Raw genomic sequence first — 24935 nt, forward strand, 5'->3', positions numbered from 1 at the left:
ACCACACAGATACATAACAAGAACCAATTTTTAACAATATTTAACCGTTCTGTGCCCACCATCACGCTACAAGGGATTTTTAGTTAAAAAGGTTAACAATTGCATTACAAAAAAGGGTAATGTGTTGTACGAAAAACAACCACAACCATAACAAACAGGGAAAATACTCATGCAGTCATTAGTTGATTTTCTGAATGGAATTATCTGGAGTCCGGCACTGATCTATCTGTGTCTTGGCGCTGGTTTGTTCTACTCGATCATGACGCGCTTTGTGCAGATTCGTCACTTCTTTGAAATGTGGCGCTTGCTACTTAATGGTAAGAGTTCAACCAAGGGGATTTCATCATTTCAGGCTTTGGCCGTTTCACTATCTGGCCGTGTAGGTACAGGTAACATTGCAGGTGTTGCTGCTGCTATCGGCTTCGGTGGCCCAGGTGCAGTATTCTGGATGTGGGTTGTTGCCTTCTTTGGTGCAGCAACGGCGTACGCAGAATCAACACTCGCACAGATTTACAAAGAGGAAGACGAAGGCGAATTCCGCGGTGGTCCAGCTTACTACATCGAAAAAGCAATGGGTCAGAAGTGGTACGCATGGGTCTTCGCTATCGCAACCATCTTTGCATGTGGCGTTCTACTTCCCGGCGTTCAATCAAACAGTATTGGTAACGCAGTAGAAGCAGCCTTTGGCTCAGGTGACATGATTGAAACCGCTATTGGTACCTTCAGTTTCGCTAAAATTTTCACTGGTACGGTTGTCTGTGTCATTCTTGCTTTCATTATCTTTGGTGGCGTAAAGCGCATCGCGAACTTCACGCAGATTGTGGTTCCGTTCATGGCGCTGGCTTACATCATCACCGCGTTCGTTATCATCCTACTTAACATCGGAGAGATTCCGCGTATCGTTGGCATGATCATTGGTGATGCATTCACGCCGATGGCTGGTATTGGTGCTGCGATTGGTTGGGGTGTAAAACGTGGTGTTTACTCTAACGAAGCAGGTCAAGGTACTGGCCCTCACGCAGCAGCGGCAGCAAGTGTTGACCACCCAGCACAGCAAGGTCTTGTTCAGTCATTCTCTATCTACATCGATACGTTGTTAGTATGTTCAGCAACCGCGTTTATGATTCTTATCACGGGTGCATACAACGTACAAGGCGCAGTAGAGGGTTCATTCTTAGTGCAAAACCTACCTGCAGATATCGGTGCTAATGGCCCTGTATTTACACAGATGGCGATTGAAAGCGCTCTACCTGGGGTTGGTAAACCATTCATCGCGGTTGCCTTGTTCTTCTTCGCCTTCACGACGATTCTGGCTTACTACTACATCGCAGAAACGAACATCGCGTACATCCGTCGCACTGTAAAAGTAAACGGTCTGATGTTCATTCTGAAGCTGGTACTCATCTCTGCGGTATTCTACGGCACCGTGAAGACTGCCAACCTTGCGTGGGCAATGGGTGATGTGGGCGTAGGTCTAATGGCATGGCTGAACATTGTCGGCATTCTGATCATTTTCTTCATGTCGAAGCCTGCACTAAAAGCGCTGGCTGACTACGAAGAGCAACAGAAACGTGGTGTGACTGAGTTTACGTTCAACCCAGTAGCACTTGGTATTAAAGGCGCAACTTACTGGGAAGAGAAGTACAAGCGCAAAACAGGTAAAGCACCAACCGCAGAAAGCGATACAGCAGAAACGGTAGAGCAACCATCTACCTAATGCTTCACTTAACATCCTCCCCCAATGGGTTGGCAGGTATATAAGAAAAAGCAGTGGTCCGAACAACGGATATTAAAAAAGGGTTAGCCAGTGGCTAACCCTTTTCTTTTGCATTCAATTCGAAGCGATTATGCAGCGATTTCTTGCGTAGCAACTTGTGGCTTTTGCTTTTCGCCAACAGGAAGTACGGTACGGCCGTATTCGTTGTTTAGTACTTGAGCCATTGCAAAGTAGATTGCGCTCGCGCCACAGAAGATACCTTCGAAGCCTGCGATAGTACCGATCAGCTCGCTACCAGTGAAGTCACGTGCCGCTAGTAGGAAGAACAGGATAGTAAGAGAACCGAATACTACTTGCTTCGCTACTGGGTAACATAGAGAGCCAATGAACATGAAGCCAGTGAAGATACCCCATAGTAGTAGGTACCAACCCATGAAGTGTGCTGGGCTTGCTGGAAGGCCCATGTAAGGCATTACGATTAGACCAACCAGTGTTAGCCAGAATAGACCGTAAGAAGTAAATGCAGTCGTACCGAACGTGTCACCACGCTTGAAGCACATCATGCCAACAAGTACTTGGCTTAAACCACCGTAAAAGATGCCCATAGCCAGAATCATAGAATCCATTGGGAAGAAACCTGCGTTGTGGATGTTTAGCAGGATGGTAGTCATACCAAAACCCATTAGACCTAGTGGCGCTGGGTTAGCCAGTTTTGTAGACATGTACATTACCTTTTCAAAAATGTTGATAAAAATTGCGCGCGAATTTTAATGGACTCAAAAACAAAAGAGAAAAGACGTTATTGAAAACTTAGATTACACAAATAAGCAACCAAACGAATAAAAAAAGACCCTGCTAAAAAGCAGAGTCTTTATAGATGGTTAGACTATTTATTGTTCAATTACTGGCAAGAGATCTCATCCCAGAACCAATTACTCTGTGTCGGTGATTCCCATACACCCGGTCCATTTTTCGCGATAAAGCATTTGCCTTGATAAGTCACTTTGTCGCCATTAGCCACTTGAGTCACACCTGGTTCCCATGCAATAAAGTCACCCGATACTGGTGGTTCAGTAACCGGAGGCTCTGTCACTGGCGGCTCGGTGACGGGTGGTTCTGTTACAGGAGGCTCAGTCGTTGGCGGTTCAGTCGCTGGTGGCTCTGTTGGCGTACCTGAGACCAATTTCCATGGGTCACCTTTAGTAGGCTCATTACCTTGTGACCACCACTTCGCTTCATATACCGCTCCCTTGTAAGAGACTTGGTCGCCCGTGTTATAAACCTTGCCAGCATCCCATGCAGCAACACCGCCTACAGGTGGGTCAACCGGATCGACTGGGTCTAATTTATCGACAACGCGAACTTCAGGCCAACCTGCATGAGATTGGTAGAAGTTGGTAACACATTTCTCGTAATCACCAGCAACCAGTGCCGAATACGCGGTTTGGAAACCAACCAACTCACATTCAAATGAGTGACCGCCCGGGCGATCTGAGTAGTACTTCCAGTTACCATCCCAGTTGGTGTAAAGCACGTCAGTGGCACCGTTAAGGTTTAAGCTACCGTAAGGCGTTTGTTGCCAACAGGTATTGGTCTCATCGGCTTCGATAGGAATCTGATAGTGCGCTGCTAGACCTTCCCAGTAACGAATGCGGTTAACTGGCTGACCTTTATCTTTGTTTTGCTCACCACACTCAATACCGCCGTTGATAACGTTGATCGTGGTACCAAATCCATAACCAATACCCGCATCAATTTCACGCTGCGATGGTACCCAAGTACGATCAATCACGTGCAGCATTGCTGGTTTTGGCGCTTGAGGGGTTAAGAAGAACCAAATCGCAGAAGCTAAGTTCAACCATGAGTCAGCGACTAAGCCCGGATTCTTCAGCAATACCGATGCATCGCCATCGAACATCACTTCAGAGAAAGCGCCGTAGTTAAAGTGGTAAGAAAGCTGTTTTGCACCACGACCGAAATACCCTTGACCAGGCTCACAAGGCCAACGCTTATTTTGCCAATCGTTCTGACCACAACCTGTGGTGTAGCCCTCTTGACCTTCTGACCATCCCATTTCACGCACATGAACCAATGCTTGTTGCCACTCTTCAAGTGCAAGCGGGTTGTCAGATACGTTATCGACCGCAATGTGACCACCGGTTTCCTGAGCAAAGTGTGCAAATGCTGTCACGATGGATTTCTTACAAATCGCGTCTGAATCACGCCCGTCAGTGTAGTCGCCACAGAATGCAGGGAACTTACCGATCGCACGCAAGAAACGTGTGTACGTATACTCTGGTGCCGCCATCTGAGTAAGGAAATTCCACTCGCTCTCAGGGAAGACACGTTCAACTCGCTTAACGTTTTCCGGATTGCTTGCTGCTCCTGGAACAATCGCTTCAACAACCGTATTTGGACGAGTCTCTAGCGCTTGTGACCAAATAGCATACATAGGGTCAGAGGTTTTACTTTGCTCCATAGCTTGGATGTCGCCACGAGCAATCACGTAACCATTTGGGTTTTGTGGATCAGGTTGGATATTCATGCTGGCATGAGCTTGTGCAGCGAGTACACAACCCAATGCGAGAGGCAGATGTTTGAGTGCAAACATGTCTAATCTCCGTATTTAACAATACAATATACAAGGAATAACTAGACACATAGTGGATCATGTAGAAAAAACGCCGAGTGAAGTGAATTAATTCTGCGACGCAAATTTCATAAATAAATATTGTTACACAGTGGGTATCACAAAAACTGTTACCTCGACTCAAAAGAAAACGGGGGATAATCCCCCGCTCTCATTTATTGTTATTGATCTGCTGTTGCTTGCTCTAGCGTCGGTGAAGATTGCTGTTTAGAGAGCACCAAGTAAATGGCAAACTGCGCGACTATTGCCACCAGCACAATTACAGGAGAAGCCATCACACCCGCAACAAGGAAGCTTGTCAGAGCGATAGCACCGTTGAGTACCGCATAAGGCAATTGAGTTCTAAAGTGCTCATACTGCTCACAACCTGCGCCCGTAGAGGACAAGATGGTGGTTTCCGAAATTGGCGAACAGTGATCACCAAATAAGCCACCAGATAGCACCGCACCGATACACACCAATAATGGCGCATCAATCGCGACTGCGGTTGGAATGACCAATGGCATCATGATGGCAAAAGTGCCCCATGACGACCCTGTGGCAAAAGAGATAATACCCGCCAATAAAAATGCCACCGCTGGTAATAACCAGTATGGGAAGCCAGCTTGTGCCTGCTCTGCAATGTAAGCCGCAGCGCCAAGCTCTTTACCGACAGAACTCAGCGACCAAGCGAGAACTAGAATCACCGCAACGGACATCATGTTCGACATCCCTTTTAGGTAAACCTGAATGCCATCAGAGAGCTTTCTCACGCCATAAAACGCCATCAAACTAATTAGGGTAATTGCAGCAAAGAAATACGCCGACGACAGTGCAGCACGGAAAGTTGAGCCTGCTACTTTCTGAAATGGAAAACCGTGAGGAACCAAGATTGAACAAAGCACCACAAGCATGACGAGCAGCGGTGCCCAAACAAAACTTGTTTTTGCATTTTTATGCTCAAACACATTTAATGAATCTTGCACTTTTCCAAAATCAGAACCCTGCTCCGCAAGTTGTTCCGCTTTCGCCATTGGTCCAAAATCCAGTTTGAAGAAAGAGACAATCGGCACAATCGCGATCGCTAAAAAGGCATAAAACTGGTAAGGAATCGCGCCAATAAAGGCATCCCAATCACTGATACCCACATCCAGTGCAGCAAACTCTTTTTGAATCAGGCTCATGATGTAAACGCCCCAACCGATGAAAGGGATCAGGATAGCCACGGGGGATGAAGTGGAATCAATAATAAACGCAAGTTTCTGGCGAGAGACTTTCAGCTTATCAAAAAGAGGACGAAAGACAGGACCAACAATTAACGGTGTACCAAGGTCTGAAAAGAAAATAACGACGCCGCCAAACCAAGCAGAAAGCTGCGCTTGGCATTTACTTGCAACCCACTGAGTGACCTTTTTAGCAAACGCCACGCCACCGCCAGATTTTTCCATCAAGGCCACAAAGCCACCAATAAAGACTAAGAGCAAAATGACGCCCGCATTGTAACTGTCAGTCAGTTGCGGCAACAGGTAACTTTTCATCAGTGCGCTAAACGAATCGAGCGGACCTTTATCGACGAATGTGCCTTCTAACATAGCCACACCGCTAACAACGCCGGCAAAAAGACCGACAACAACGTTTCTTGTAGTTAGCGCGAGGACTAACGTAATAATGATGGGGATGAGGGAGGTAACTTCTGCCTGTTCCATAGCAATACCAACTTTAATATTTAAACACTAAAAGTGAATATACATTCAATAATCTCGCATGTATATATTTTCTAATAAAAAAGTTGAGACCTGCGTTCACACTTTTCAGGCATAAAAAAACCAGCCCGAAGGCTGGCTTTACTATTTTAATCTTTACGTCAAATACGAAAGCTAGTTCCCAAAATAGTTGGAGTTGCAACTAGGCGACAAGCCATTTCAGCCCTATGAGCATAGGTTTACTATGTGATTAGGGTGAAATGGAGAAGTCAACAACGTTGCTACTTCAAATATGAAGGGAATATTATTCCCATTCGATTGTCGCTGGTGGCTTACCAGAGATGTCGTAAACCACGCGAGAAATACCTTCAACTTCGTTGATGATACGGTTAGAAACCTTACCTAGGAAGTCGTATGGTAGGTGTGCCCAATGCGCAGTCATAAAGTCGATAGTTTCTACCGCACGTAGAGAGACAACCCAATCGTACTTACGACCATCGCCCATTACACCTACAGAACGAACTGGTAGGAATACCGTGAACGCTTGAGATACTTTGTTGTATAGGTCTGCAGCGTGTAACTCTTCAATGAAGATAGCGTCTGCACGACGTAGCAAGTCACAGTACTCTTTCTTGATTTCACCAAGAACACGAACACCTAGACCAGGACCTGGGAATGGGTGGCGGTAAAGCATGTTGTATGGAAGACCAAGCTCTAGGCCGATCTTACGAACTTCATCTTTGAACAGCTCACGAAGTGGCTCAACAAGACCCATTTCCATGTCATCTGGAAGACCACCCACATTGTGGTGTGATTTGATCACGTGCGCTTTACCAGTCTTAGATGCAGCAGATTCGATAACGTCAGGGTAAATCGTACCTTGAGCTAGCCATTTCGCGTTTTTCAGCTTCTTAGATTCTTCATCGAATACGTCTACGAATACGTGACCGATTGTCTTACGCTTCTCTTCAGGATCCGCTTTGCCTTCTAATGCATTTAGGAAACGCTCTTCTGCGTCAACTTTGATGATGTTCAGGCCGAACTTGTCGCCAAACATATCCATAACTTGTTGACCTTCGTTTAGACGAAGCAAACCGTTATCTACAAATACACACGTTAGCTTGTCACCGATTGCACGGTGAACCAGCATCGCAACTACCGATGAATCAACACCACCAGATAGGCCTAGGATAACTTCGTCGTCACCCACTTGCTCTTTAATACGAGCAACCGCGTCTTCGATGATAGATTCAGAAGTCCATAGACGCTCACAGCCACATACGTCAAGAACGAAGTTCTCTAGCATTTGTAGGCCGCCTTTCGTGTGCGTTACTTCTGGGTGGAACTGAACGCCGTAGTATTTCTTCTCTTCGTTCGCCATCGCAGCGTACGGACATGTGTCTGTCTCACCGACCTTCACGAAGTCAGCAGGAATTTCTACTACTTTGTCACCGTGGCTCATCCACACGTCTTGAGTTAACTCAAGATCTTTAAACAGTGCAGATTCACCAGAAACTTTAACTTGTGCGTAGCCGAATTCACGTTCAGTAGAACCCGCTACTTTACCACCTAGCTGCTCAGCCATAGTTTGCATGCCGTAACATACACCTAGTACTGGCACACCAGAGTCAAATACGTATTGAGGAGCGCGTGGAGAGTTATCTTCCGTTACGCTTTCTGGACCACCAGATAGGATGATACCGTCTGGATTGAATTCACGAATATCCGCTTCTTCAACGTCCCAGCTCCACAGTTCACAGTAAACACCGATTTCACGTACACGGCGCGCTACTAGCTGAGTGTACTGAGAACCGAAGTCCAAGATCAGAATACGTTGGTCATGAATATTTTTAGTCATTTTGAGCAGTCTTATAAGCTAGGTTATTAAAACGGAGGCGAGTGTACTCGCCTCTTATTAATGCTTCAAGGAAAAAAGCAAACGTTTACGTCGAGTGTATAGGTTTTATTTTTACAACAGTAAAAATTAACCGCGACGGTAGTTTGGAGCTTCCTTAGTGATTTGAACGTCGTGTACGTGTGATTCAGCCATGCCCGCACCTGAGATACGAACAAATTCAGCTTTAGTACGCATATCTTCAATCGTTGCAGAGCCAGTAAGACCCATGCTTGAACGTAGACCACCCATTTGTTGGTGTACGATTTCTTTTAGACGACCTTTGTATGCGATACGACCTTCGATACCTTCTGGTACTAGCTTGTCTGCTGCATTGTCAGACTGGAAGTAACGGTCAGATGAACCTTGAGACATTGCACCAAGAGAACCCATGCCACGGTAAGACTTGTAAGAACGACCGTTGTAAAGAATCACTTCACCAGGGGCTTCTTCTGTGCCTGCGAACATTGAACCAACCATCACACAAGATGCGCCAGCCACGATTGCTTTACAGATGTCACCAGAGAAACGGATACCGCCGTCAGCGATAACTGGAATGCCGAATGAATTCGCCACTTCTGCCGCGTCTGCGATTGCTGTTACTTGAGGAACACCAACACCCGTTACGATACGAGTTGTACAGATTGAACCAGGGCCGATACCAACTTTAACTGCGCTAACGCCCGCTTCGATAAGAGCCTTAGCACCAGCACCCGTCGCAACGTTACCACCGATGATGTCTAAATCTGGGTAAGCAGCACGAGTTTCGCGGATACGGTTTAGTACACCTTCAGAGTGACCGTGTGAAGAGTCGATAAGTAGAACGTCAACACCAGCTTCAACCAAAGCAGCAACACGCTCTTCGTTACCAGCGCCAGCACCAACAGCAGCGCCAACACGTAGGCGACCGCGCTCATCTTTACATGCGTTTGGTTTACGTTCTGCTTTATGGAAGTCTTTCGCAGTGATCATACCGGTTAGTTGGAAATCATCATTCACAACCAGTACTTTTTCAACGCGTGCTTCGTGCATCTTCTCTTGCACTTCTTCACGAGTTGCACCTTCTTTTACTGCTGCAAGGTTTTCTTTTGCTGTCATTACTGACGACACTTTCTTAGAAAGGTCAGTAACAAAGCGCACATCACGACCAGTGATAATGCCTACAAGCTCGTTGTTCTCTGTGATGACAGGGAAACCAGCGAAGCCGTGTTTTTCAGTTAGAGCTACCACGTCAGCGATTGTCGCTTCAGGGTTTACCGTTACTGGGTCAGAAACGACACCAGCTTCGAACTTCTTAACTTTACGAACTTCAGCAGCTTGCTGCTCAATAGACATGTTTTTGTGGATAAAGCCAATGCCACCCTCTTGCGCTAGCGCGATAGCTAGACGAGCTTCAGTAACAGTGTCCATAGACGCTGAAATCATTGGGATGTTTAGGGTGATGTTCTTAGTCAGCTGAGTGCGAAGATCAGCTGTGTTTGGGAGAACAGTGGAGTGAGCTGGCACGAGTAGTACGTCATCGAATGTCAGCGCTTCTTTGGCAATTCTTAGCATTTGCAATATCTCACAATTAGAGGAGTAGAAAGAACAATCCAATCTCATCGTTTCGCATAATGAGGGTAACCAGTTTTAGGTTGTTGGCTACATTTGGATTAGATATTGCGGAGGGATTATACGGTTAACGCAATCGCTTGACCACAAATTTTTTAATTTTTTTCTTGCAATTACCCCCTTGATATGTATTATATTGCCGCTAATTTCCATACTCACGTCTACGGAATTAGCTGTGCTCTCCCAGACCAATCAAAACATCTTCACTGTTTCTCGACTCAATGCGGAAGTCCGCCTGTTACTTGAAAACGAAATGGGGATCGTCTGGCTTGTCGGAGAGATATCCAACTTCTCAGCTCCTGTCTCTGGTCACTGGTATCTCACTCTTAAAGATTCTCGCGCTCAAGTTAAATGTGCCATGTTCCGTGGTAACAATCGTCGCGTCACTTTCAAACCTGCTAACGGCAATCAAGTATTAGTTAAAGCACGTCTGTCTCTGTATGAGCCTCGTGGTGACTATCAATTGATCATTGAAAGCATGCAACCTGAAGGTGATGGTCGTCTGCAACAAGAGTTCGAAGCACTTAAGATGAAATTGGCAGCAGAAGGTTTGTTTGCTCAAACCAATAAGCAGCCTTTACCTGAGCACCCAAAACGCGTTGGTGTGATCACCTCAAAAACCGGTGCAGCGCTGTACGACATCTTAGACGTATTGAAACGCCGTGATCCTTCCCTACCCGTGGTGGTTTACCCGACCATGGTGCAAGGTGAAGAAGCGGCCATTCAAATTGCGCAAGCGATCGGTCGTGCAAACAGTCGTGATGAATGTGATGTATTGATTGTTGGTCGTGGTGGCGGCTCGTTAGAAGACCTTTGGTGCTTTAACAACGAAATTCTTGCTCGCACGATTGCTGCAAGCCAAATTCCGATCATCAGTGCAGTTGGTCATGAGGTTGACGTGACTATTGCCGACTTTGTAGCGGACATGCGAGCGCCGACTCCATCAGCGGCGGCTGAATTGGTAAGCCGCGATAACAGCCACAAAGATCAAGCTTTGGTGACTCGTCAACATAAGCTAGCCAGTGCAATGCGTTACTACCTAGCGCAGCAAAAACAGCAATCAGCTCAACTTATACACCGTTTAGAGCGCCAACACCCAAGCTATCAATTGCAACGCCAGACGCAACAACTTGATGAGTTGGAGATGCGCCTACAACGCGCGATGCAACGATTCATTACTACACGCCAACAAGCTGTTGAGCGTAAGCATCATCGCCTACAACTGAACTCACCAGTAAAGCGCTTGGCTGAGCAGAAGTCGAAGCTTGATCGAGTTGAGCAAAAATTGCTGGATGCGATGGACCGTAAGCTACTGACCATGCGTCACCAACTGGCAATTGCAGCAGAAAAGCTAGATACGGTAAGCCCACTGGCAACGCTAAAACGTGGCTACTCGATCACTCAAACTGAGCAAGGTCAGGTTGTTACTCAAGCGAAAGATGTAAAAACGGGCGACGTATTGGTCACCCGCTTATCTGATGGTGAGCTTCGCTCAACCGTTAATTAACTGACTTTCTGAAACTCAAATCGAACACGTGATTTCGATTTGAGTTCATTACAACTGTTGCAGAAATAGTTCGCCGCACCACAAGCTTGTAGCTTTTCTAGTTCAGCGTCGCAATCTGGACAAAATCCCACTTTCTTATAATCCGACTCACATTGATTACAGTGGTATTGACCTGTCCACTCCAGCTCAATATCGCATGTTGGGCAAATATTCGGTTGCATGGTTACCCCTAAAAACTTCTATTTACTGACTCACAGTTTAATCATAAGGCAATCTTGTGCTTTGATCTTAATCACGCTCGTTTGGCACGCTTGTTTTGATACATTGCCACATCAGCTTGTTGGATAAGCTGCTCTAACACTGCACGTTCACTCGCTAAACTACAAGCCCAACCAATACTTGCCCTAACTGAATATTCTTCTAAATGACAGATTTGGTTGAGCTCCGCTTCTAAACGGATACCAAACTCTTGATAAGCGCGATCATCAGCAAAGCAGCTAAAGCCAACAAACTCATCCCCTCCATATCTCCCTATCACTGAACATGAACGAAAGACCTGCTTTAAATGCTCAGCCACTAAAATAAGCACTTGGTCACCCGCTTCATGACCAAAACGATCGTTGATGTACTTAAATTCATCGATATCGACAAAAAAGCAACCGACAACGGCATTCCGCCCACATTCACCATTCACTTTGTGGTCAACCTCGGCCAACAAAGCTCGACGATTGAAGCAGTGAGTTAATGAATCTCGACTTGCATGAAAGTGGAGCTGCTCTTCCAGGCGAAACTTCTCCAATGCAATCGCATACAAAGCCGCAAGCATTTCTAGTACTTCAATTTCATAAGGGTGCGGTGTTGACGGTTCAGTACTGTAGACCGCGAATGTACCAAGCACATGTCCATCGGAAGCAATAATAGGGACAGACCAACAAGCCCGGAGTTGAGCCTGCTGAGTAAGTTTAAGAAAAGCCGCCCAGTTAACATGATGATCAATATCACTCACTACAACGGTTTGCTTTAAAAATGCGGCAGCCCCACAAGAACCAATATCAGCTCCAATAGGAACGCCTTCAATCGCTTGGTTATAAAAATCAGGCAAATGCGGGGCAAATTCTAAATGAAGTGTGTTTGTATCTGGCTGTAATCGTAATATTGAAGCTTGCCTCTTTCCGAACAAATGTTCACTTAACTCAATCACTTCATGATTAAGTTTATCGCGACTCATCCCAAGAGCAAGCTTACCTAAAAGACGATTGACTGCTCGGTGAGCATCTAACAGTCTATCTTTATCCATCGTACTGCGTATTCACATTGTTATTATGTTTGTTAGCTAGGAATATAATAAATCTATTAATATTACACAGGTAGCTAACTCACATTATGCGCACGCGACACTATAAAAGATCACATACTGATCTTCGGATATTTCCCCTTTGATCAGCGATCACCCCTTAAAAGAATATTTATATAACCACATACCGAAAGCATAAGTTACATATTCTGTCTCTCAATTTTATTCAGAACTAAAAACTACACTTTCGAACCAAAAACCACGATAACAGGATTTAATAAAAAGATCAGAATCCAAATTTAGCGTATTACATCGGTGTGCATTTCGATAGTTTGTGAGTCTATTTCCACTAGCGTGACTAGGATAGAACCAAAGTCACTCAAATGACTCGCATGCGTTCCCCCACAAGGGATGACAGCGATTTCTCCTTCGCCTAAATCACATTGCCAATAACGTGAGTCCGTGAGGTGTTCCCCATGGCAATCGACAGTGATTGCAGCGTCTCTTTTTAACCAATCCCCCAACAGAACATTCACCTGTTGTTCGATACTTTTCAGGTCAGACAGCATATCTGCACTGTTTAAACCCCTTTTGCGGAGTGTTTTGCCTAAACGATACGTATCCAGACATTTGTCTTGGGTGACAAAACTGGTTTCTTGCGCATAGCTATTGAAATCGTAGTTACCATGCGGGTCTTTACGGTCAGCATCTTTACGCCAATAGTTCTGCGCCAGCACCTTATTGAGCGCAAGATATGCGATGTGTCCTGCGCTATGACCGCGACTTAACGACAACTGGTACTCTTTGTCGACTTCCAATAATGCAGTATCACCAGCCTTAATAGCATCAGTTCGTGACAATACGTGTACCACCACAAATGCCCAGCCTTCCGTCTCGCGTTTTACAGGAATTGCTGTACCGACATGCAATTCTCCACTTGCAAGCTCTACCGCTCCAACTTGGCAATCCGCTACTTCATAGCTTATGCCCTTGATAGTAAGGGTACCTTTGTCTGCAGGATGATCAGGCCAAATGTGGCTGACAGGATGAAAAGGCGTGACATCAGTAACAACATGGGTAGCTTCTGATGTAGATTGAACAAATTGTACGTGCGCCTCTAACTGCCAAGTTTGATGACAGAAACGCGTCTTGGTTGCTGTGATTGTCATGTGTTGATTACTTCTTATGAAAGCTTCGAATAAAAAAATACCCAAGTCGAAACTTGGGTATTCATAAAATCTTAGGCGATTACTTGTTGCGGTTCTTCACTGCAGACATCATACGTTTGCGCTTACGCTCTTGAGAAAGAGTCAGCTTGCCACCACGGTTTTCGTACGGGTTATCGCTGTTCTGGAAGTTAATACGGATTGGTGTACCCATGATTTCCAGAGACTTACGGAAGTAGTTCATCAAGTAACGTTTATACGAATCAGGTAGATCGCGAACCATGTTACCGTGAACAACCACGATTGGTGGGTTGTAACCACCCGCGTGTGCATATTTAAGCTTAATACGACGGCCACGAACCATAGGCGGTTGGTGATCGTCTGTTGCCATCTTCATGATACGAGTAAGAACAGATGTACCTACACGTGTCGTTGCCGACTTGTACGCTTCTTGAATCGACTCGAACAAGTGACCAACGCCAGTACCGTGCAATGCAGAGATAAAGTGAATACGTGCAAAATCAACGAAGCCTAAACGGCGGTCGAGTTCTTTCTTCACATTCTCTTTTACATCGTTATCCAGACCGTCCCACTTGTTTACCGCTAGTACGATTGAACGACCAGCATTCAGTGCGAAGCCAAGTAGGCTAAGATCTTGGTCAGAAATGTTTTCACGCGCGTCGATAACCAATAGAACCACGTTTGCATCTTCTACGGCTTTCAGCGTTTTAACAACAGAGAATTTTTCTACTGTTTCGTTGATACGACCACGACGACGTACGCCCGCAGTATCGATCAGCACATACTCACGACCATCACGTTCCATTGGAATATAGATAGAGTCACGAGTGGTTCCTGGCATGTCATATACCACTACACGTTCTTCACCAAGAATACGGTTAGTCAGCGTTGATTTACCTACGTTTGGACGACCAATAATTGCCAGTTTGATTGGCTGGTCTTGCAAACGTTTGAACTCAGCTTCTGCGTCTTCTTCGGTGTAATCTTCGATCGCTAACTCTTCATCTTCGAATTCAGTCAGATCTTCAATCTCACCTTCTTCAGATTCACTTGCCAGTAGATCATCGAAAAATGGCGCTAATGCACGCTCTAGCAATGCCGTTACACCACGACCGTGTGCCGCAGCGATTTGGTACATATCGTCAACACCAAGCTGCCAGAAATCGGCACATGCGGCGTCAGCATCAATACCATCGATTTTGTTTACTACCAACATCGCTGGCTTTTCGATTTTACGCAGATGCGCAGCAATCGCTTCATCCGATGGCGTTAGTCCGGCACGACCGTCAACAAGGAACAGCACTACGTCAGCTTCATCAATAGCCGCTAACGATTGTTCTGCCATCTTTGTTTCTACGCCTTCTTCCGTACCATCAATACCACCGGTATCAATAACGATGAATTCGTGTTCCTCACCAAGGCGAGCTTGGCCATATTTACGGTCACGCGTTAGGCCAGGGAAGTCCGCAACCAACGCATCACGAGTACGAGTCAATCGGTTAAATAGCGTAGATTTACCTACGTTTGGACGCCCCACAAGAGCAACAACAGGTACCATAACAACCTCTACAATAATCTTTCTTCTGTAGTTATAGGTAACGACTTGCCTAATGCCAAATCAAACCAGCTTTTTACCTATAACCACGTCAGGAATAACTGTTAATAAATAATAATTTCAAACAACAAAACGGCCCCTAACTGTTACCAGCCAGGAGCCGAATGTGAATTATATCACGATATTATTCGTTAATGGTTAGTTTCTTTACATCGCCATTGCGAGTGGTAATCACGTAACCATCTGACAACAAGGTTGGCCCTACAGCGAAGCCGCTGTCATCGACAAACTGTTGTGCGACGAACTCACCCGTTGAACGATCCATCCAGTGCAAGTAACCCAATGTATCACCAACAACAAGATAGTTATCAACAAGGACAGGTGCTGTTAGCTGGCGGTACTCAAGCTTGCTGTTTTCCCAAAGCTCAGTACCACTACGTGCATCAACAGCGACCACATGATCTTTCTCTGTAATCACAAAGATACGACTACCATCTGTCGCAATATCTGTGGCTGATGAGTAGTTACGTTTCCAAATTGGGTTTGCGCTGCGCAAGTCGATAGCAATCAACTGCCCGTTGTAACCAACAGTGAAAAGAGTACCGCCAAGAACGATAGGAGAAGAATCTACGTCAACCAGACGATCAATCTCAGTTGCGCCTTTTGGTGTTCCAACTGGCTGTTGCCAAATCAACTGGCCGCGTTCAACGATTGCCGCCGCAAGACGTCCATTCGCAGTACCCCAGAATACACCACCACCGATTGCAGTTGGTGTGCTATCGCCACGCAAGGTTAGGTTTGGAACTTCAGTGCTCAGTGCCCAACGTTGCTCACCAGTGCTTTCGTCAAGCGCAATGAGAGTGCCACGGCTAGTATTAACGATGATCAAACCTGAGTCTGCGATTGGCTTCGCCAATACTTCACCGCCAACTTCAATACGCCAAATCACGTCACCAGTTTCTTGGTCAAGCGCGATCACTTCACCGTTTTCAGAACCAATATAAAGATTTTCGTAAGCCGCTGTAATACCGCCAGAAAGACGAGCAATCACATCTTCTTCTAGATTTACTTGCCACTTCTGCTTGCCGTTTTCTGGGTCCAATGCTTTAACTAAACCATCACGACTAGCAACAAACAGAGTGTCATTGGCCATGACAGGAGACAGCTTAGAGAAGTAATGACCTACGCCATCTCCAATTGATGTACTCCATTCACTGCTTGGTGTGAACTGGCTATCTACCTGAGGCAGTGGAGCCATAACAATGGTGTCTTCCTCGCTAGCACAACCGGCAAGAATTCCCACTGTTAATGCCCCTAACAAGGCTTTCTTAAAGACTCTTTTCATCCAATGCGGTCCTTATTTCGCCAGATCGTCCAATTTCATTTGTAGCGTCGGGCTAGCATCTGCTGCTTGCTGAGCTTCCGTGTAAGCTGCGTATGCCGCTTCTTTGTCACCTTGACGAAGTGCGATATCACCACGAAGTTCTGCAATACGACCAGTCCATGCTGCATCTGTTACTTTGCTTAGCTCAGCATTTGCTGCGTCAAAGTTGCCCATTTCCGCTTCAATGCGCGCAATACGGTAGCTGATAAGTGGAGTTAGCGCGGCATCTTTCGTGTTGCTTTGAGCCCATTTCAATTGCTCAAGCGCAGCGGCAAGATCTTTTGCATCAACCTGAACTTTTGCTAATTGAAGTGCAGCAAGTACTGAGTACTCTTTCACTTTGTTTGAATCAATGAACGCTTGAATATCTGTTTGAGCATCTGCGCCTTTCGTTTGCAAAGCATTCATCGCCGTTGTGTAGCTTTGAGAAGCTGCTTCACTCGCCTGAACGACAGAATCCTGATAGTAACGCCAGCCAAATAGACCACCTAAACCAACAACCGCACCGATGATGACGGCTTTGCCGTTTTCCTTCCACCAGTCTTTAATGGCTTCAACTTGTTGTTCTTCAGTATCGTAAAGTTCCACTTCCTGTCCTCTTAAAACATGTAAATGGCAGCAAGGGCTACCATTGCTCCTATTCGTCGAAAGGCTCCTATCTTGGGAGCCTCGTTATTACAAATTAGGATATAATCTTTAGCTTATTAAAAGACTTAGATAAGTGCTGCGATCTTCTCAGCAACTTCTGCTTGATTGTAAGTCTCTTGCTCACCACCAACCAAATCTTTTAGTACTACGGTATTATCCGCAACTTCGTTTTCGCCCAGCACTAATGCTACAACAGCACCGACTTTGTCTGCGCGTTTAAACTGTTTCTTGAAGTTACCACCACCGAAGTGATTCATCACACGAACACCAGGAACAGCTTCACGAAGCTGTTCTGCTAGCTTCATGCCTACCATCATTGTGCCTTCGCCAGCTGTCACTACGTAAACATCAACACTTCGACGAACATCTGTTAGCTCTAGTGTTTCTAGCATCAAAACAAGACGCTCTAGGCCCATTGCAAAACCAACTGCTGGTGTTGCACTGCCACCTAATTGTTCTACAAGACCATCGTAACGACCACCGCCACATACTGTGCCTTGAGCACCTAAGCTCTCAGTGATCCACTCAAACACCGTACGATTGTAGTAATCCAAACCACGAACTAGACGCTCGTTAACTGTGTATTCGATACCTGCAGCGTCTAAAAGTTCACATAGACCTGCGAAGTGTGCTTTAGATTCTTCACCTAAGTACTCAGAAAGACGAGGTGCATCGCCTAAAATAGCCTGAACTTCAGGGTTCTTCGTATCCAGAACTCGCAGTGGGTTCGTGTGCATACGACGCTTACAATCTTCGTCTAGCACATCGATATGTTGCTCAAGGAACGCAACCAGTGCCGTGCGGTAATCTGCGCGATCTTCTTGAGAACCGATAGAGTTAAGCTCAAGACGAACATGTTCATGGATACCCAGCTCACGCCATAGACGTGCTGTCATCATGATAAGCTCAGCATCAACATCTGGACCATTTAGACCGAACACCTCAACACCACACTGGTGGAATTGACGGTAACGACCTTTCTGCGGGCGCTCATGGCGGAACATTGGCCCCATGTACCATAGACGTTGTTCGTCACGGTTGATCAGGCTATTTTGAATACATGCACGTACACAGCCCGCTGTACCTTCAGGGCGAAGTGTTAGGCTGTCTCCGTTACGATCATCAAAGGTGTACATTTCTTTTGAAACGACGTCTGTCTCTTCGCCAACCGCGCGGCTGAATAGGTTTGTTTCTTCAACGATTGGCATGCGCACTTCGTTGTAGCCGTATGCGCTCACGGTACTTTTTACTGCGTTTTCAAGTTTCTGCCACAGCGGAGACTGAGTTGGAAGGCAGTCGTTCATGCCTCGGATTGCTTGGATTTTCTTTGCCACAATTATTACCGTCGCTTAGTAACCCGAGCACATTTAGCGTGCTCAAGCTATGAGATTAATCTTCTTGTTTGATATCGATGCGGTTAGCTTGGTCTAATACAGACGCTTTCGCACGGATTTTCGCTTCTAGCTGGTTCACTAGGTCATCGTTGTCGAAACGCTCTTTCTGACGTTTGCCGTCTTCGTAGAATGCGCTCTTCTTATTGCTACCTGCTAGACCTAGGTGTGAAACCTCAGCTTCACCAGGGCCGTTTACGACACAGCCGATGATAGACACATCCATAGGTGTGATGATGTCTTCTAGGCGCTCTTCCAGTGCGTTTACTGTGTTAATCACGTCGAATTCCTGACGTGAACAGCTTGGACAAGCAATAAAGTTGATGCCACGTGAGCGAATACGCAGAGACTTAAGAATATCAAAGCCAACTTTGATCTCTTCTACTGGATCTGCCGCCAATGAGATACGTAACGTATCACCGATGCCTTCAGCCAAAAGCATACCAAGACCAACCGATGACTTAACAGCACCAGCTCTTGCACCACCGGCTTCGGTGATACCTAGGTGTAGTGGCTGGTCAATCTGTTTTGCCAATAGACGGTATGAATCCACCGCTAGGAACACATCTGACGCTTTCACACTGACTTTGAACTGGTCAAAGTTAAGACGGTCTAGATGATCCACGTGACGCATCGCCGACTCTACCAATGCCTCTGGCGTTGGCTCACCGTATTTCATCTGCAGATCTTTTTCCAAAGAACCACCGTTTACACCAATACGGATAGGGATGTTTTTGTCACGGGCACAATCAACAACAGAGCGAATACGCTCTTCGTTTCCGATGTTACCTGGGTTGATACGCAAACAATCAACACCGTACTCTGCCACTTTCAGGGCGATACGGTAGTCAAAGTGAATGTCCGCAACTAACGGCACAGACACTTGCTGTTTGATGAGCTTAAAAGCTTCCGCTGCATCCATAGTAGGAACAGAAACACGTACAATGTCTGCACCCACTTTTTCTAATGCTCGGATTTGTGCGACTGTAGCTTCCACATCAGTCGTGCGAGTGTTTGTCATTGACTGTACAGCAATCGGTGCACCATCACCAATTGGCACATCACCCACATAAATACGCGTCGATTTACGACGAATAATTGGAGATTCGTGTTGCATAATATTTATAACGGTAAAGTGAATCTAGCGACTTTGCCTGAAGTATACCCAGAAAGGTCGACAGGTTCACTTGCAAATGTCATGGTTACGCCTTCTGGTGCGCCTAATATCACTTTAAAAGGTGCTTTTCCGGCAAGTTCTACGTCTTGACCCGGTTTACGGGTCCCGCTTACTAGCGTTTTGCCATTCGAGTCCTTAACCTGAATCCAGCAGTCTGCTTTAAACTTCATGGTTAATAACGTCATGCCCTCTGGCACAACAGGCGTCATTGGTTCTTGAGTTGCTTGAGCATCTTCGATGACCGCAACAGGCTCTTCTGCCACAGCTTCTGTCATCGTTTCTTCAGTTGTTGCTACCGCGCTTTCTGCTTTACTTACCGTCTCGTCAGCAGATGAAACGGCTTCAGCAACTTCTACCACTGGCGCAACTTCCGCAGGCGTGCTTGCGATAAGTTCATCGGCACTCATTAGATCGATATCAGCATCGTCCGCTGTTTGTTCCGTTTCTGAACTTGATTCTGTCACAACTTGAGCAAGGCTGTTTTCTTGCTGGTTCTGCCACCACCAAGCGCCAGAGATACCAGTAATCACAATCGCAATCGCCCATGTGAGCAGCATAATTCGGCTATTGTGTTTCTCGTGTTTGGTTTTACGAGAGAAACTTTGCATCTCTGTTTCTTGTGGCTTAACGTGAACTTCAGAAGTTTGCTCTAAAGCTGCCAAAACAATCTTTTCATCAAGCCCAACAAGCTTTGCATAAGAACGTAAGTAACCACGAGTAAACGTAGTAACTTGCTGTGCTTCAAATCGATTACTTTCAATATCTTCAATAACAGAAACGCGAAGTCTTAGGCGATCAGCAACATGCTTCTGAGTCATCCCTAGAGATTCGCGTTTGTTTTTTAGTAACGTGCCAGCTTCCATAGAAAGCGGGACTTCATTGGTGTTTTCGTGTTCTGTCATAATGGCGGTATTTAATCTGTTTGGTGGCTAACACAGTTATTTATTTTCGTTTTTGTTCTTAAGCCTCACTTAAAGATAGCTAGCCTAAACGCGTTAACCAAAATAATCTTTTAGAAATTCTCAGTGTTCGGAGTATGAATGCTCGCTTGCAATGAATCAGCAAACGTAATTGAGAGAATACTGAGAATAGTCAGTGTCTTTGTTATATTTCGCTCACCATGATAAGCGAATGTATAAGGAAGACAAAAACTCTTTGCTCTCAAATTAACAGATAGCTCAAGCTTTTGTCCAAAAATTGACACAGCTAAGTAATATTTCTACTCACAACGCTGTGTCTATAAGGATACAGTGTAGATATTACAAACAAAATAGCCAGAGCATAAGGCTCTGGCTATTCAAGAATTTGTTACAACTTATACTGCTTTTACGTCGATGGTTTCTGCACCACGCGCAGCTTTTAGAGATGCTGTACGTTTGGTGCGGTCAATAACATCACCAACTAACTGCCCGCATGCGGCATCGATATCATCACCACGCGTTTTACGAACCGTTACCGTGTGTTCGTATTGCATCAATGTTTTCTGGAAACGGTCGATGCGTGAGTTACTTGGTTTTTTGTAAGGAGAACCTGGATACGGGTTAAACGGAATCAGGTTGATCTTACATGGCGTATCTTTCATGAGTTCCGCAAGTTCACGAGCGTGGTCCATATCATCATTCACATGATCAAGTAGTACGTACTCAACGGTTACTTTTCCGCGATTAGCATTCGATGAAGCGATGTAACGACGAACAGATGCAAGGAAATCTTGAATGTCCCAACGGTCGTTGATCGGCATAATTTGGCTACGCAGTTCATCATTTGGCGCGTGTAGAGAGATCGCCAATGCGACGTCAATTTTACCCGTCATCTGATCAAGACCAGAAACCACACCAGAAGTAGATACGGTGACACGACGTTTAGACAAGCCAAAGCCAAGATCATCAAGCATGATTTCAAGCGCAGGGATAAGGTTCTTCATGTTTAGAAGAGGCTCACCCATGCCCATCATTACCACGTTAGTGATTGGGCGACGACCGGTTTCTTTTTGCAAACCAACTTCGCGCGCAGCACGCCATACCTGACCAATGATTTCAGAAACTTTTAGGTTACGGTTGAAACCCTGTTGAGCAGTTGAACAGAACTTACATTCCAGCGCACAACCTACCTGAGACGATACACATAATGTCGCACGATCTTCTTCTGGGATATAAACCGTTTCTACGTCCTGATCACCCACCTTCATCGCCCACTTGATTGTGCCGTCTGAAGAGTGCTGAGCTTCTGCTACCGTTGGTGCTTTGATTTCGCACTTGTGTTGCAGTTTTTCACGTAGCTTCTTGTTGATGTTCGTCATGTTATCGAAGTCATCAACACCGAAATGGTAGATCCACTTCATAACCTGATCCGCACGGAACGCTTTTTCGCCTAGCTCTTCCGCGAAAAATTGACGCATGCCTTTGCGATCAAAGTCCAGTAGATTGATTTTTTCAGTGGTCATGTTGCCTCTCAATGACTGAAACAAGAATAAGGGCGCGAATTGTACAGCCTTTATGCAGCTACAACAAGGGTTCTAAGACCCTGAGTTTGCTAAGGCATTAAAATCCTATAGATTAAATTTTAGACAATAGGTGTGATCAGTTCTCAGTCAATTTTCGATAATAAAAAGCCCCGGAAAATTCCGAGGCTCAACATTCATATTAGAACAAGATTAACGCGGGCAAATCTCTGACTCAGGGAAGAAGAATTCAATCTCACGAGCTGCAGATGTAGGGCTGTCTGAGCCATGAACAGAGTTGTAACGCATACTAAGTGCGTAGTCTGCACGGATAGTGCCACATGCCGCTTCTTCTGGATTTGTTTTCCCCATTAGCTCACGGTAACGAGCGATTGCATCTTCACCTTCCAAAACCTGAACCATGATAGGACCAGATGTCATGAACTCTTTCAGTGCAGGGAAAAAAGGTTTGCCTTCATGTTCTGCGTAAAAACCGCTTGCCTGTTCTTCTGTCAGATGAACCATTTTTGCAGCAACGATGCGTAGACCAGCTTTTTCAATGCGGTGGTAGATCTCACCAATCAGATTGCGTTCTACAGCGTCGGGCTTAACAATTGAAAACGTTCTTTCTAGAGCCATAAAGTTTCCTTTTTGTACTTGTAATAATAGTTTTATATGATGGACTTGCGTCTCTCTTAGTTATACCAGTACAGACAAAAGTCTGCACTGGCAAAAGTCTTATTTCGTGGCTTGTTCGTTTAGGAAACGGGCAAGAGTACGAACCCCCATACCTGTCGCACCAGCAGACCATTTATCTGACGCTGACTTACGGTAGGTACCCGCGCAATCAAAATGCAACCAACCTTTCTTGTAATCTTCAACGAAGTAAGACAAGAATGCCGCGGCAGTGCTCGCACCAGGAGAGTAATCACCAGAACTGATGTTAGACAGGTCAGCAAAGTTTGATGGCAGCATGCCACGGTGGAAATCAGCAAGAGGTAGTGGCCACAGACCTTCTTTCTCTTGGTTCGCGGCCGTTAGCGCTTGATGAGAAAGCTCGTCATCAAAACTCATTAGCGCATGGTAATCATTACCTAGTGCGTTCTTCGCTGCGCCTGTCAGCGTTGCACAGTCAATGATGAGCTCTGGGGTTTGCTCACTTGCGTAAATAAGACCATCAGCAAGTACCAAGCGCCCTTCGGCGTCGGTGTTCATGATCTCAACTGTCTTACCGTTTTTGTAGGTAATGATGTCGCCAAGTTTAAGCGCACGACCAGATACCATGTTCTCAGCACAACAAAGAATCAGCTTCACACGCTTGTTCAGACCACGAAGAATAGCGAGACCAAGACCACCAGTAATCGTACCTGAACCGCCCATATCCGCCTTCATTGCCGTCATGAAGTTTGATGGCTTCAAGCTGTAACCGCCTGAGTCAAATGTAATGCCTTTACCTACTAGACATGCAAAGACTGGTGCGTTTTCATCGCCTGTTGGGTTGTAATCAAGTTGCAGCATTGCTGACGTTCGCTCAGAACCACGACCCACTGCGTAGATACCTTCCCAGCCTTCCGACAGTAGGTCTTTATCTTTTACGATACGAGCAGTAACTGTACCTTGAGGCGCAACAGATTTGATGAATTCCGCAGCCATGGTTGCCAGTTGACGAGGGGCAACTTCTTCTGCTGTTTTGTTGATAATGTCACGAGTAAAGTCGGTTGCAGTGATGCGAGCATGAAGCTCAGCTTGGTCTTTTTCAGACAGAGCAATCCACTCTAGTGTGCCGTGTTTTTTCGGGTTGCGGTAACCTTGGTGGAAAGCCCAAACGCTTTCAACATCCCAGTTATCACCAGCAAGTAGAATTGAACGAATTCCTTGGCCATCTAGTTGACGAGCTGCACGTTGGACTGCGCCAAGATCATGCCCTTCACCTAGGTGAATCGTTGCGCCATTTTCAGCGAAAGAAAGCAATGCTTTGTCGCCCCAATGTGGTGCCGCTGGTTCTTGGCTTAGAAATACAGACATCTGTGTAGACATGGTTTCTCCTTGTCTTATAACGGCGTTGCCTACGCCTCTTCTTTTTAATAACTAACGGATGTTAGCATTATGTAGGGTAAAAATGTCAACTTGATAAAAAAACGGACCTTGAGGTCCGCTTTTTTTAGTGAGAATTGTTAACTCTGCTGCGTTTTACCGCCGAATCGAGCATTAGTCAGCTTCATCCATCCAGCACAAGATAACAGCTTCTAGGATCTTTTCATTAGAACGGTTTGGTTCATCGTCAAACTCTTCCAATTCAGTGATCCATTGATGTAAATCCGTAAAACGTACCGTTTTAGGATCCGTATCAGGAAACTTGTCACAAAGCTCAATCGCGATGTCGCGAGAATCTGTCCATTTCATTGCTCATCTTCCTTTTGCTTCGCCCCTATATTATTGGGGAGATAGTATTAGTGATCTTCTGACGCGTGGTTCAACGTGTATTTCGGAATCTCAACAACCAAATCTTCATCAGCGACCTTCGCTTGGCAACCTAAGCGAGATTCTGGTTCCAGACCCCATGCTTTATCTAGCATATCGTCTTCTAGTTCTTCACTCTCTTCTAGTGAATCAAAACCTTCACGAATGATCACGTGGCAAGTTGTACAAGCACATGACTTTTCACATGCGTGTTCAATACTGATACCGTTTTTCAGTGCTACATCTAGAACGGTGTCACCAGTGTTTGCTTCCAACACTGCACCTTCTGGGCACAAATCTTCGTGCGGTAATACAATAATCTTAGGCATAACTACTTA

21 protein-coding genes are annotated in these 24935 nt (G+C 45.7%); 2 read left to right on the forward strand and 19 right to left on the reverse strand.

Going from position 1 to position 24935, the window contains the following annotated elements; genetic code table 11:
• The first annotated feature begins 169 nt into the window (after positions 1-169).
• Positions 170-1717, forward strand: coding sequence for an alanine/glycine:cation symporter family protein (locus C1S73_RS07535; protein ID WP_038869613.1), 1548 nt, complete (start codon positions 170-172; stop codon positions 1715-1717).
• A 128-nt stretch (positions 1718-1845) separates the two neighbouring features.
• Here the strand turns inward: C1S73_RS07535 and C1S73_RS07540 are convergent, their stop codons facing one another.
• The 5 genes from C1S73_RS07540 to guaB all read right to left on the reverse strand — a co-directional run bounded on the left by C1S73_RS07540 (position 1846) and on the right by guaB (position 9497).
• Positions 1846-2439 (reverse strand): acetate uptake transporter, encoded by a 594-nt coding sequence (locus C1S73_RS07540; RefSeq protein ID WP_009705589.1) that lies wholly within the window; start codon positions 2437-2439, stop codon positions 1846-1848.
• A 179-nt stretch (positions 2440-2618) separates the two neighbouring features.
• Complete coding sequence (locus C1S73_RS07545) at positions 2619-4328, reverse strand: glycoside hydrolase family 19 protein (RefSeq protein ID WP_038869611.1); 1710 nt, start codon at positions 4326-4328, stop codon at positions 2619-2621.
• Between the two features lie 200 nt (positions 4329-4528).
• The gene (locus C1S73_RS07550) at positions 4529-6052 is read right to left on the reverse strand and encodes a Na+/H+ antiporter NhaC family protein (RefSeq protein ID WP_038869610.1); all 1524 of its coding nucleotides are present in this window, start codon (positions 6050-6052) and stop codon (positions 4529-4531) included.
• A 301-nt stretch (positions 6053-6353) separates the two neighbouring features.
• A complete protein-coding gene (guaA, locus tag C1S73_RS07555) occupies positions 6354-7907 on the reverse strand; it encodes a glutamine-hydrolyzing GMP synthase (protein ID WP_038869609.1) in 1554 nt (517 codons plus the stop codon).
• A 126-nt stretch (positions 7908-8033) separates the two neighbouring features.
• Positions 8034-9497 carry an IMP dehydrogenase gene (gene guaB / locus C1S73_RS07560; protein WP_038869606.1) on the reverse strand — a complete coding sequence of 488 codons (1464 nt, stop codon included), beginning with the start codon at positions 9495-9497 and terminating at the stop codon, positions 8034-8036.
• 232 nt (positions 9498-9729) lie between these two features.
• Between guaB and xseA the strand changes: the two genes are divergently transcribed.
• Positions 9730-11061, forward strand: coding sequence for an exodeoxyribonuclease VII large subunit (xseA, locus tag C1S73_RS07565; protein ID WP_038869605.1), 1332 nt, complete (start codon positions 9730-9732; stop codon positions 11059-11061).
• On the opposite strand, the gene C1S73_RS07570 is transcribed toward xseA, so the two are convergent.
• From C1S73_RS07570 to fdx, 14 genes are all read right to left on the reverse strand, one after another.
• Positions 11058-11282 carry a zinc ribbon domain-containing protein gene (locus C1S73_RS07570; protein WP_033006191.1) on the reverse strand — a complete coding sequence of 75 codons (225 nt, stop codon included), beginning with the start codon at positions 11280-11282 and terminating at the stop codon, positions 11058-11060. The two genes, xseA and C1S73_RS07570, sit on opposite strands and share 4 nt — an antisense overlap.
• 71 nt (positions 11283-11353) lie before the next feature.
• A complete protein-coding gene (locus C1S73_RS07575; RefSeq protein WP_038869603.1) occupies positions 11354-12358 on the reverse strand; it encodes a GGDEF domain-containing protein in 1005 nt (334 codons plus the stop codon).
• Between the two features lie 296 nt (positions 12359-12654).
• A complete protein-coding gene (locus tag C1S73_RS07580; protein ID WP_038869601.1) occupies positions 12655-13524 on the reverse strand; it encodes an alanyl-tRNA editing protein in 870 nt (289 codons plus the stop codon).
• 79 nt (positions 13525-13603) lie between these two features.
• Positions 13604-15100: a ribosome biogenesis GTPase Der gene (der, locus tag C1S73_RS07585; RefSeq protein WP_038869600.1), complete on the reverse strand. Its 1497-nt coding sequence runs from the start codon at positions 15098-15100 to the stop codon at positions 13604-13606.
• 181 nt (positions 15101-15281) lie between these two features.
• A complete protein-coding gene (gene bamB, locus C1S73_RS07590) occupies positions 15282-16442 on the reverse strand; it encodes an outer membrane protein assembly factor BamB (RefSeq protein WP_038869598.1) in 1161 nt (386 codons plus the stop codon).
• A gap of 12 nt (positions 16443-16454) precedes the next feature.
• Positions 16455-17069 (reverse strand): YfgM family protein, encoded by a 615-nt coding sequence (locus tag C1S73_RS07595; protein WP_038869596.1) that lies wholly within the window; start codon positions 17067-17069, stop codon positions 16455-16457.
• Positions 17070-17194: 125 nt separating this feature from the next.
• On the reverse strand, positions 17195-18463 hold the full coding sequence (gene hisS / locus C1S73_RS07600) for a histidine--tRNA ligase (RefSeq protein WP_038869595.1): 1269 nt from the start codon (positions 18461-18463) through the stop codon (positions 17195-17197).
• Positions 18464-18518: 55 nt separating this feature from the next.
• Complete coding sequence (gene ispG / locus C1S73_RS07605; protein WP_005424674.1) at positions 18519-19637, reverse strand: flavodoxin-dependent (E)-4-hydroxy-3-methylbut-2-enyl-diphosphate synthase; 1119 nt, start codon at positions 19635-19637, stop codon at positions 18519-18521.
• 5 nt (positions 19638-19642) lie between these two features.
• Positions 19643-20599, reverse strand: coding sequence for a cytoskeleton protein RodZ (gene rodZ, locus C1S73_RS07610; RefSeq protein WP_038869593.1), 957 nt, complete (start codon positions 20597-20599; stop codon positions 19643-19645).
• A gap of 413 nt (positions 20600-21012) precedes the next feature.
• Positions 21013-22140, reverse strand: a complete 1128-nt coding sequence (rlmN, locus tag C1S73_RS07615; protein WP_038869592.1) for a dual-specificity RNA methyltransferase RlmN — start codon at positions 22138-22140, stop codon at positions 21013-21015.
• A 210-nt stretch (positions 22141-22350) separates the two neighbouring features.
• On the reverse strand, positions 22351-22776 hold the full coding sequence (ndk, locus tag C1S73_RS07620; RefSeq protein WP_038869590.1) for a nucleoside-diphosphate kinase: 426 nt from the start codon (positions 22774-22776) through the stop codon (positions 22351-22353).
• Positions 22777-22875: 99 nt separating this feature from the next.
• Entirely contained in the window at positions 22876-24174 is a 1299-nt protein-coding gene (gene pepB, locus C1S73_RS07625) for an aminopeptidase PepB (RefSeq protein ID WP_038869587.1), read from the reverse strand.
• A gap of 171 nt (positions 24175-24345) precedes the next feature.
• Positions 24346-24540: a Fe-S cluster assembly protein IscX gene (gene iscX, locus C1S73_RS07630; protein ID WP_038869586.1), complete on the reverse strand. Its 195-nt coding sequence runs from the start codon at positions 24538-24540 to the stop codon at positions 24346-24348.
• A 47-nt stretch (positions 24541-24587) separates the two neighbouring features.
• Positions 24588-24926: an ISC system 2Fe-2S type ferredoxin gene (fdx, locus tag C1S73_RS07635; protein WP_038869583.1), complete on the reverse strand. Its 339-nt coding sequence runs from the start codon at positions 24924-24926 to the stop codon at positions 24588-24590.
• Positions 24927-24935: the final 9 nt, after the last annotated feature.

This window comes from Vibrio jasicida 090810c (assembly GCF_002887615.1).
Classification (GTDB): Bacteria; Pseudomonadota; Gammaproteobacteria; order Enterobacterales; family Vibrionaceae; genus Vibrio; species Vibrio jasicida.

Bases quoted from the DNA above. Each gene is read 5' to 3' on its own strand.
- C1S73_RS07535 (WP_038869613.1), top strand. From the start codon at position 170: ATGCAGTCATTAGTTGATTTTCTGAATGGAATTATCTGGAGTCCGGCA.
- C1S73_RS07540 (WP_009705589.1), bottom strand. From the start codon at position 2,439: ATGTCTACAAAACTGGCTAACCCAGCGCCACTAGGTCTAATGGGTTTT.
- C1S73_RS07545 (WP_038869611.1), bottom strand. From the start codon at position 4,328: ATGTTTGCACTCAAACATCTGCCTCTCGCATTGGGTTGTGTACTCGCT.
- C1S73_RS07550 (WP_038869610.1), bottom strand. From the start codon at position 6,052: ATGGAACAGGCAGAAGTTACCTCCCTCATCCCCATCATTATTACGTTA.
- guaA (WP_038869609.1), bottom strand. From the start codon at position 7,907: ATGACTAAAAATATTCATGACCAACGTATTCTGATCTTGGACTTCGGT.
- guaB (WP_038869606.1), bottom strand. From the start codon at position 9,497: ATGCTAAGAATTGCCAAAGAAGCGCTGACATTCGATGACGTACTACTC.
- C1S73_RS07570 (WP_033006191.1), bottom strand. From the start codon at position 11,282: ATGCAACCGAATATTTGCCCAACATGCGATATTGAGCTGGAGTGGACA.
- C1S73_RS07575 (WP_038869603.1), bottom strand. From the start codon at position 12,358: ATGGATAAAGATAGACTGTTAGATGCTCACCGAGCAGTCAATCGTCTT.
- C1S73_RS07580 (WP_038869601.1), bottom strand. From the start codon at position 13,524: ATGACAATCACAGCAACCAAGACGCGTTTCTGTCATCAAACTTGGCAG.
- der (WP_038869600.1), bottom strand. From the start codon at position 15,100: ATGGTACCTGTTGTTGCTCTTGTGGGGCGTCCAAACGTAGGTAAATCT.
- bamB (WP_038869598.1), bottom strand. From the start codon at position 16,442: ATGAAAAGAGTCTTTAAGAAAGCCTTGTTAGGGGCATTAACAGTGGGA.
- ispG (WP_005424674.1), bottom strand. From the start codon at position 19,637: ATGCAACACGAATCTCCAATTATTCGTCGTAAATCGACGCGTATTTAT.
- rodZ (WP_038869593.1), bottom strand. From the start codon at position 20,599: ATGACAGAACACGAAAACACCAATGAAGTCCCGCTTTCTATGGAAGCT.
- rlmN (WP_038869592.1), bottom strand. From the start codon at position 22,140: ATGACCACTGAAAAAATCAATCTACTGGACTTTGATCGCAAAGGCATG.
- ndk (WP_038869590.1), bottom strand. From the start codon at position 22,776: ATGGCTCTAGAAAGAACGTTTTCAATTGTTAAGCCCGACGCTGTAGAA.
- pepB (WP_038869587.1), bottom strand. From the start codon at position 24,174: ATGTCTACACAGATGTCTGTATTTCTAAGCCAAGAACCAGCGGCACCA.
- iscX (WP_038869586.1), bottom strand. From the start codon at position 24,540: ATGAAATGGACAGATTCTCGCGACATCGCGATTGAGCTTTGTGACAAG.
- fdx (WP_038869583.1), bottom strand. From the start codon at position 24,926: ATGCCTAAGATTATTGTATTACCGCACGAAGATTTGTGCCCAGAAGGT.